The sequence below is a fragment of the Bifidobacterium jacchi genome, assembly GCF_009078285.1.
Lineage (GTDB): Bacteria > Actinomycetota > Actinomycetes > Actinomycetales > Bifidobacteriaceae > Bifidobacterium > Bifidobacterium jacchi.
In genome coordinates, this window is record NZ_RQSP01000011.1 from 7,967 (window position 1) to 14,036 (window position 6,070).

Annotated in this window: 8 protein-coding genes; 2 read left to right on the forward strand and 6 right to left on the reverse strand. The window is 56.0% G+C overall.

Features of this window, described 5'->3' with window-relative positions:
• The 6 genes from EHS19_RS04525 to EHS19_RS04550 form a co-directional block, all read right to left on the reverse strand.
• Positions 1-1,115, reverse strand: a 1,115-nt coding sequence (locus tag EHS19_RS04525; protein ID WP_151916642.1) for a HipA family kinase, incomplete at its 3' end; no start/stop codon positions are given.
• Positions 1,116-1,358: 243 nt separating this feature from the next.
• Entirely contained in the window at positions 1,359-1,682 is a 324-nt protein-coding gene (locus EHS19_RS04530; protein WP_151916602.1) for a type II toxin-antitoxin system PemK/MazF family toxin, read from the reverse strand.
• Positions 1,669-1,914, reverse strand: a complete 246-nt coding sequence (locus tag EHS19_RS04535) for a type II toxin-antitoxin system RelB/DinJ family antitoxin (RefSeq protein WP_151916603.1) — start codon at positions 1,912-1,914, stop codon at positions 1,669-1,671. Before EHS19_RS04535 ends, EHS19_RS04530 begins: the two co-directional genes overlap by 14 nt.
• Before the next feature lie 213 nt (positions 1,915-2,127).
• On the reverse strand, positions 2,128-2,439 hold the full coding sequence (locus tag EHS19_RS04540) for a DUF2442 domain-containing protein (protein WP_151916604.1): 312 nt from the start codon (positions 2,437-2,439) through the stop codon (positions 2,128-2,130).
• Positions 2,440-2,454: 15 nt separating this feature from the next.
• Positions 2,455-2,721, reverse strand: a complete 267-nt coding sequence (locus EHS19_RS04545) for a DUF4160 domain-containing protein (RefSeq protein WP_151916605.1) — start codon at positions 2,719-2,721, stop codon at positions 2,455-2,457.
• Between the two features lie 13 nt (positions 2,722-2,734).
• Complete coding sequence (locus EHS19_RS04550) at positions 2,735-3,361, reverse strand: GNAT family N-acetyltransferase (RefSeq protein ID WP_241677078.1); 627 nt, start codon at positions 3,359-3,361, stop codon at positions 2,735-2,737.
• 382 nt (positions 3,362-3,743) lie between these two features.
• On the opposite strand from EHS19_RS04550, the gene EHS19_RS04555 reads away from it, so the two are divergent.
• Both EHS19_RS04555 and EHS19_RS04560 read left to right on the forward strand, forming a co-directional pair.
• Entirely contained in the window at positions 3,744-5,003 is a 1,260-nt protein-coding gene (locus tag EHS19_RS04555) for a DUF262 domain-containing protein (RefSeq protein WP_175578304.1), read from the forward strand.
• Positions 4,963-5,856 (forward strand): GmrSD restriction endonuclease domain-containing protein, encoded by an 894-nt coding sequence (locus tag EHS19_RS04560; RefSeq protein WP_175578305.1) that lies wholly within the window; start codon positions 4,963-4,965, stop codon positions 5,854-5,856. The genes EHS19_RS04555 and EHS19_RS04560 overlap by 41 nt, the downstream gene beginning before the upstream one ends.
• Positions 5,857-6,070 lie beyond the last annotated feature (214 nt).

Consider the following 6,070-nt stretch of genomic DNA (forward strand, 5'->3'; position numbering starts at 1 on the left):
AGCGCTTCGATGCGACCATGCTCTAGCGGATAGGCCGGGTCGTTCTCCAACGTGACATCCAACACCTTGCGCAGCATCTCATGCTGGCTGGCGCCCATGATGGTCGCGCACTGGTCGCGGAACGTCATGCGCGAGCCCGACGGCTGACGCTCGGACAACACCCGCGGCGTCCACGCGCCATGCTCCCAGTCGGCGCGCATGTCGTTCTTGAACAACGACATGTTGTGGTCGAATAGAGGGGCCGGACCGAGGATGCGCCCGGTATGGTTGTCTCGCAGGAAACCGTGGTTGTTGGCGTGGCGGTCCTGGTTGACGATAAGCGCGTCGAACACGAGCATCGTGCGCATCGCCGCGAACGACTCCTCGGACACGGCGCGCGCAGCGGCGAGAATCTCAGGGAACGAGGCCAGCTGTGTCGCCGCATAGAACGGCACGAACGACACGTCTTTCGTGTTCATCGAACCGCACACCGAAGCCAGCTTGCCCTTCCACCGGGCGATGCGGTACTCGACCGCGTTCACGCCGAGCCTGCGCGCGAGCTGCGAGGCGAGATACTCGGAATACGGCTCCAGCCCGGCATTCGCATAGCCTTCGGAACCGGCCTTCCACAATTCCAGTCCTCGTTCCGTATGCCGCCACGCCTTCGGGAACTGGCCGTCCGTCGTCCACTCGCTCGACAGGCCTACCGCATGCTTCTCGCTCGACGTGTACCCGGTGTAGGCGACGATGGCGAGCGTCTCGTCCAACGGATTGTCATACAGGTTGATGTCTGCGAACCTCATGTTCTCGTCGTCACGTTCCACCCAGAACGAATCGTTGACCGACAATCCCTTGCACAGGTCGATGATGCCCAGCGTATCCGAGATGTTCAGTCCGGCCTGCGCGAGAATCTGCGCAGCGAACTCGCGGTTCTTCGGAATCGTGCGCCGCTCCAGCCACGCCGTCAGCTTCGCGTCATCCGGCTGAGGAGCCAGCGGGAACGGCAACAGCATCCGCTTCGACTCATCGAACCAGCGAATATGGGCCTCGACCTTGCCCGCCAACAGGCCCTGGCCGTATACGGCATCGAATTGCATCAGCGGATCATCGTACAGACGCAACACGTAACTCGTCATGATCAGTCCTCCGACAATCTCAGCCAAACCGGGTTCCGCCACCACGCCCTTGGCGCGAACAACTGCCATCAGTATAGACAGGGGCCTTGGAACCACTGGGATTCCAAGGCCCTCAACCCTACACGACAATCACTTCTTAGACGTTGGGGGAGAACTTGAACGCGACGATGTTGTTATATGTCATCGCAGTCCTCTCGGCAAGGAAGCAAGCATAAGGCACATTCCGTCATACCGCCCAAACCGTTACGGCAAACCCAGAATCCGCTTGAGCTGACGCCCAATAGCCGCCATGGCTGCATCATCGACCGTGCCGACGTGATACCCCAGCAGTTTTCTGTCGACAGTGACGATCTTGTCTGTCATCACGTAACTCACCTTGTTCAGGCCATTTTCTGGACTTGGGTCCAAACGAACCCGCGTGTCGATGCCTGAGGAATCATATGAGGTTAGCAGGCAGGTGATGACGGAATCGAACCGGTCGATGGCATCGTTCTGCACGATGACTACTGGGCGTGGTTTGCTGGCATAGCCATCGGCCTGCAATGTCCAGATCTCACCGCGTTTCATCGGACATCCTTAGCGCCAGACGGCTGGCATACTCAGTGGCTTGCTGTTCAGATGAAAACGGCTCCGCGTCATTCCGCGGAAGTCGCACCTCGTAGGGAAACCCGCGGTAATCGTTGAACGCGCTGATGAACATACGCAGCACATCGGCTGGAGTGGTACCCAACTGTCGGGTGGTTTCCTTGAACAACGCCGCCTGTTCGTCATCAACTCGCGTGGCAATTTGCGTGCTCATAGCCACTCCTTACTATTAATTGGTATCTTTTTGCACCGTTATTATATCAAATAACGGGCTCTACTCTTCTCAATCGAAGTAGGGAGCCCGTTCGCGCACGTCACATTATGCGGAGGAGCTTACCGTAAAACGTGCGATGACCTCGACACGCTGCCATCAATTACTTGGGGACGTTGGGGGAGAGCTTGAAGTCGACGCCGCGGCTGCACGGCATCAGGCTGAAGCCAGCTCGCCGTAAGCGGTGTATTCGTATGAGTGCTCATACAGGTATGTAGGGGAGATGTCGATGTCGCCGTTGCACCATGTCAGGACGCCATGGTCGATGCGGAAGTCCTCGAATGTCTTCTCGTCGCGCAGTGGGGCGAAGGCGGGAACATCGTCGTACATCTCGGTGAAATCGCACAGGCGCGTCTCGCCGGTGGAGAATGTCACCAGCATGATGTGATCGCCGGTGACACGTGCCGATCGGATTTCCAACTCCCGCACGGGCTCATTCGCATACAGGATGCCATTCATCTGAAACATGATGGATTTCCTTCCTTACGAAAGCGGCTTGATGCGGTCGAACGGACGTCCGGATACGGCCTCGTTCCACGCCTTGTACAATTCATCCTCATGCACGACCAGCCATGCGGCCACCAGTTTGTACTGTTTGACGGGAAGGGAGCCTGCCAAGAGTTCGCCGTCAATGCCGATGGAGGCTTTGAAGTCGCCATAGTACACATGGACGTGAGGCTTGTGATGCTCGCTCTCGTCCTGATACATCATGCGAACGATGATTCCGAAGAACCGGCTCAGCTCCGGCATGTCCACCTCCTATCTAGCCGCCTGCAGTATTGCTATGCTCTATCTTGAGTATATTTCCCAGCGGTGATGATGCGGAAGACGCCGTCATGATATACGTCAATAAGGCCGAAGTAATCGTTCGCTGATTCAAAGACCGGTTCCATGCCGCATTAGCCATCACACGACCCGACCGGTCGTTCTCCCTGTAGTGTCCGCCCCACACCGCGTCCTTGTGCAGCGTATCGAAGGCGTAGCCGAGCACTGCGTTCAGGGCCTCGGTCATGAAGCCCCTTCCCCAGAACGGGCGGCCGATCCAATAACCCAATTCCAGCGCATTGCCGCCAAGATACCTGCCGTAACGTTCCCTGAGCGCATCGTCAGCCTCGACCGGGTCAATGGTGTAGTGGCTGACCGGCTTGAGCGCAATGCTGCCGACAGGCTCGTCGCCGTTCTCCTTGATGGTGATGGCCCAGTTGTTCTCCACGGCTAGGATATTCCTGATGTCATTCAGACTGCTCTCGACACTGGCATGCGGAGGCCAACCGCACAGTGGTCCGATCTCCGGGTCGGAGGCATACCGGAACAGCGGAACGGCCTCAGCCATGTCATCGACCTTCCACGGACGCAGTAGCAAACGAGCCGTTTCAATCGTCTCGCTCATCCAAGCCTCCTAGTCGGCGGAATTAATGACTCCGCATACTAGCACACGGCATCTGGACATGACAGGCCCCGCCCTCCCATTCCTAGGGGAGGGCGGGTCCTGTTCCCGCCATGTCAGACTATGCGATGCAATCTATCGCAATCCGTGCGATACTCCGGCGTGTCATCCTCATTCATCGCTTGTTTGCGATAATCAGGATCGGCTTGATATCAGCCCTTGCTGACGTTGAACTTGAACTCGACCACATCGCCGAACCTCATCGCAATTATTGCCGGCAGTAGTCCGCATTCGCATCACGCGCACATTGTGTTGTGCTTGCATCGCAACGGCACGGCAAGACCATGCCCCAGCAAACGGCGTCGTCAATGACGGAATGTGGTATATGAAGGCAGACGATCGATCTCTACTGGAAATACTCAGCGCCAGCAACGCCCAATACGTCATTCCTGTTTACCAACGCCCCTATTCATGGACCGACAAACAGTGCAGGGAGCTCTGGGAGGATATCAAGCTATCCGGCGAACTCAACCACAGTCATTTCCTTGGCTCCATCCTTGCTATTCCGCAAGGCATCGGGGCAGAAGGCGGCAGCGACCTTGAACGACTTCTCATCATCGATGGACAGCAGCGGCTCACCACATTGACTTTGATCCTCCAGAGCTTCTACGAGTATCTAAGAGAACATCGCGAATGCTGCCAACAGATAGGAATGACGCTCGGCAAATTCAGGACGAAGTACCTATACGATGACGGATACTTCGATACCGATCGTTACAGGCTTGTTCTTTCCGCCACAGACGCGGACACCCTGTTCAGTATTGTCAACGAATCCCCCAAGCCCGGCAATTTCTCCTCCTTGCTGGAAGACAACTACCACTATTTCCGCGACAGCATGAGGAGCAATGACTTCAATCCACGACGATTTTGGAACGGAATCAAGAACCTTCATGTCATCTACACAGAGCTCATTCCCGGCAAGGACAACCCCAAGCTCATCTTTGAATCCATGAACTCCAAAGGACTGGATCTTACCCCCATCGATCTCGCACGTAATTATATCCTTATGTCGTTGCCCGAGCAGGAGCAGAATGACTTGTACGCCAATTATTGGCATCGGGTCGAGATACTCTTCGGCACGGAAACCAAGGACTTCAATCGATTCCTATGGTATTGGCTGTCCCTCAAGCTCACGCCACAGCAGCCCAAGGAATCTGAAGTCTATGAATACTTCAAGCACTACGTGGACACCGAATATGGCGAAAGCCATAGGGACGACCTGCTCAGGGACATATTGCGTAATGCCGAGCATTATGCCCGTCTCTTCCTCGGCAAGGAGACGGACAGGGATCTGCGGACCGCTTTCCATCGCATCACCTCACTCAATGTCGCACCAAGTCGCCCGCTGATGTTGGCCATCTATGACTCCTACGATCGGGGAAGCCTGTCCAAGGCAGATTTCCTCGGCATTTGCATCCTCCTCGAATCCTATTTATTCCGTAGAATCGTCTGCGGGACAAAAACCGCGGGTCTCAACCGGTTCTTCGCCGGCATGTACAAAAAAAGTCCTCGACAACTTTGCGGATGTCACGGACTACATCAATATGACCTTGTCCACGCCATCAGCGCATTTCCCCACCGATGACGAGTTCAGCACCGCGTTGCAGGAACGTGACTGCTATACGAAATTCGGCAAGGAATGCTCCTACATGCTGCACCGCATCGAAAATCACCTGCACCCCAACGAAGTCGTCGGCGATGGGTACCAGATCGAGCACATCATGCCCCAAAGCATTACCAAATCAACCGAATGGCAGAACATGCTCGGCGAGCAATGGCCGCAGATCCATGAGCAATACTGCAACCGGTTGGGTAACCTCACACTCACCGGCTACAACCAGAAATACTCCAATCGTCCGTTTGCAGAGAAACGGGATATGCCCGACGTCGGCTTCGCCCACAGCCCGCTTTCCCTCAATCGCGACATCGGCAACCAAACGCAGTGGGATACCTGTACCATCAAGCAGCGTGGCGAACGGCTGGCCCAGGAGGCATTGCGAATCTGGCCCCATCCCGAAATCGACGAGCAACTTATGCAATCCTTTCAGGAAGGAAAGCAAAGCAAACACGAATGGAGCATCGAGGAAGACCATCCTTATCTCGCGAATGGAGGTCGCGCCCATAAGCTCTTCCAAGTTCTGAGAGCCCGCATCACCGCCGAATGCCCCCAGTGGGAAGAGTACGTTACCAAGTATTACATCGGGTATCGCAAAGGCACTCACAGACTCATACGTGTCGAAGGGCAACAAAGCGGCGAATTGGCAATAGGCCTGACAAAGCCAATTGAAGAACTCGATGATCCTAAACACCTCTGCATCGACAAACGACGCGACGCAGACGGCAAACCATCGGGATGGCTTGGCGGCGCCAAGACCTATCTGAAGGTGAGCAACGCCAATCAATTGGATGATGCTATGCGGCTCATCAAACAGGCCTGATGACAAAGGCGACGACGCACTTTTCCTGAGCGAACCCTGCCACCTTCGTTGTCATGAGCCGCATACGCCCGTATTCGTATTGCACAGCAAAGCCTCGTTGCGCACGACGGGCGCGGATTGCGCCGCAGGGGCGAAGGCGTCGAGCTGATCGGACAATTGCGATTCGTCGACCGCCGGTAGGTCGAGCAGGGAGCGCGCGGCCGTATGCAGGTAG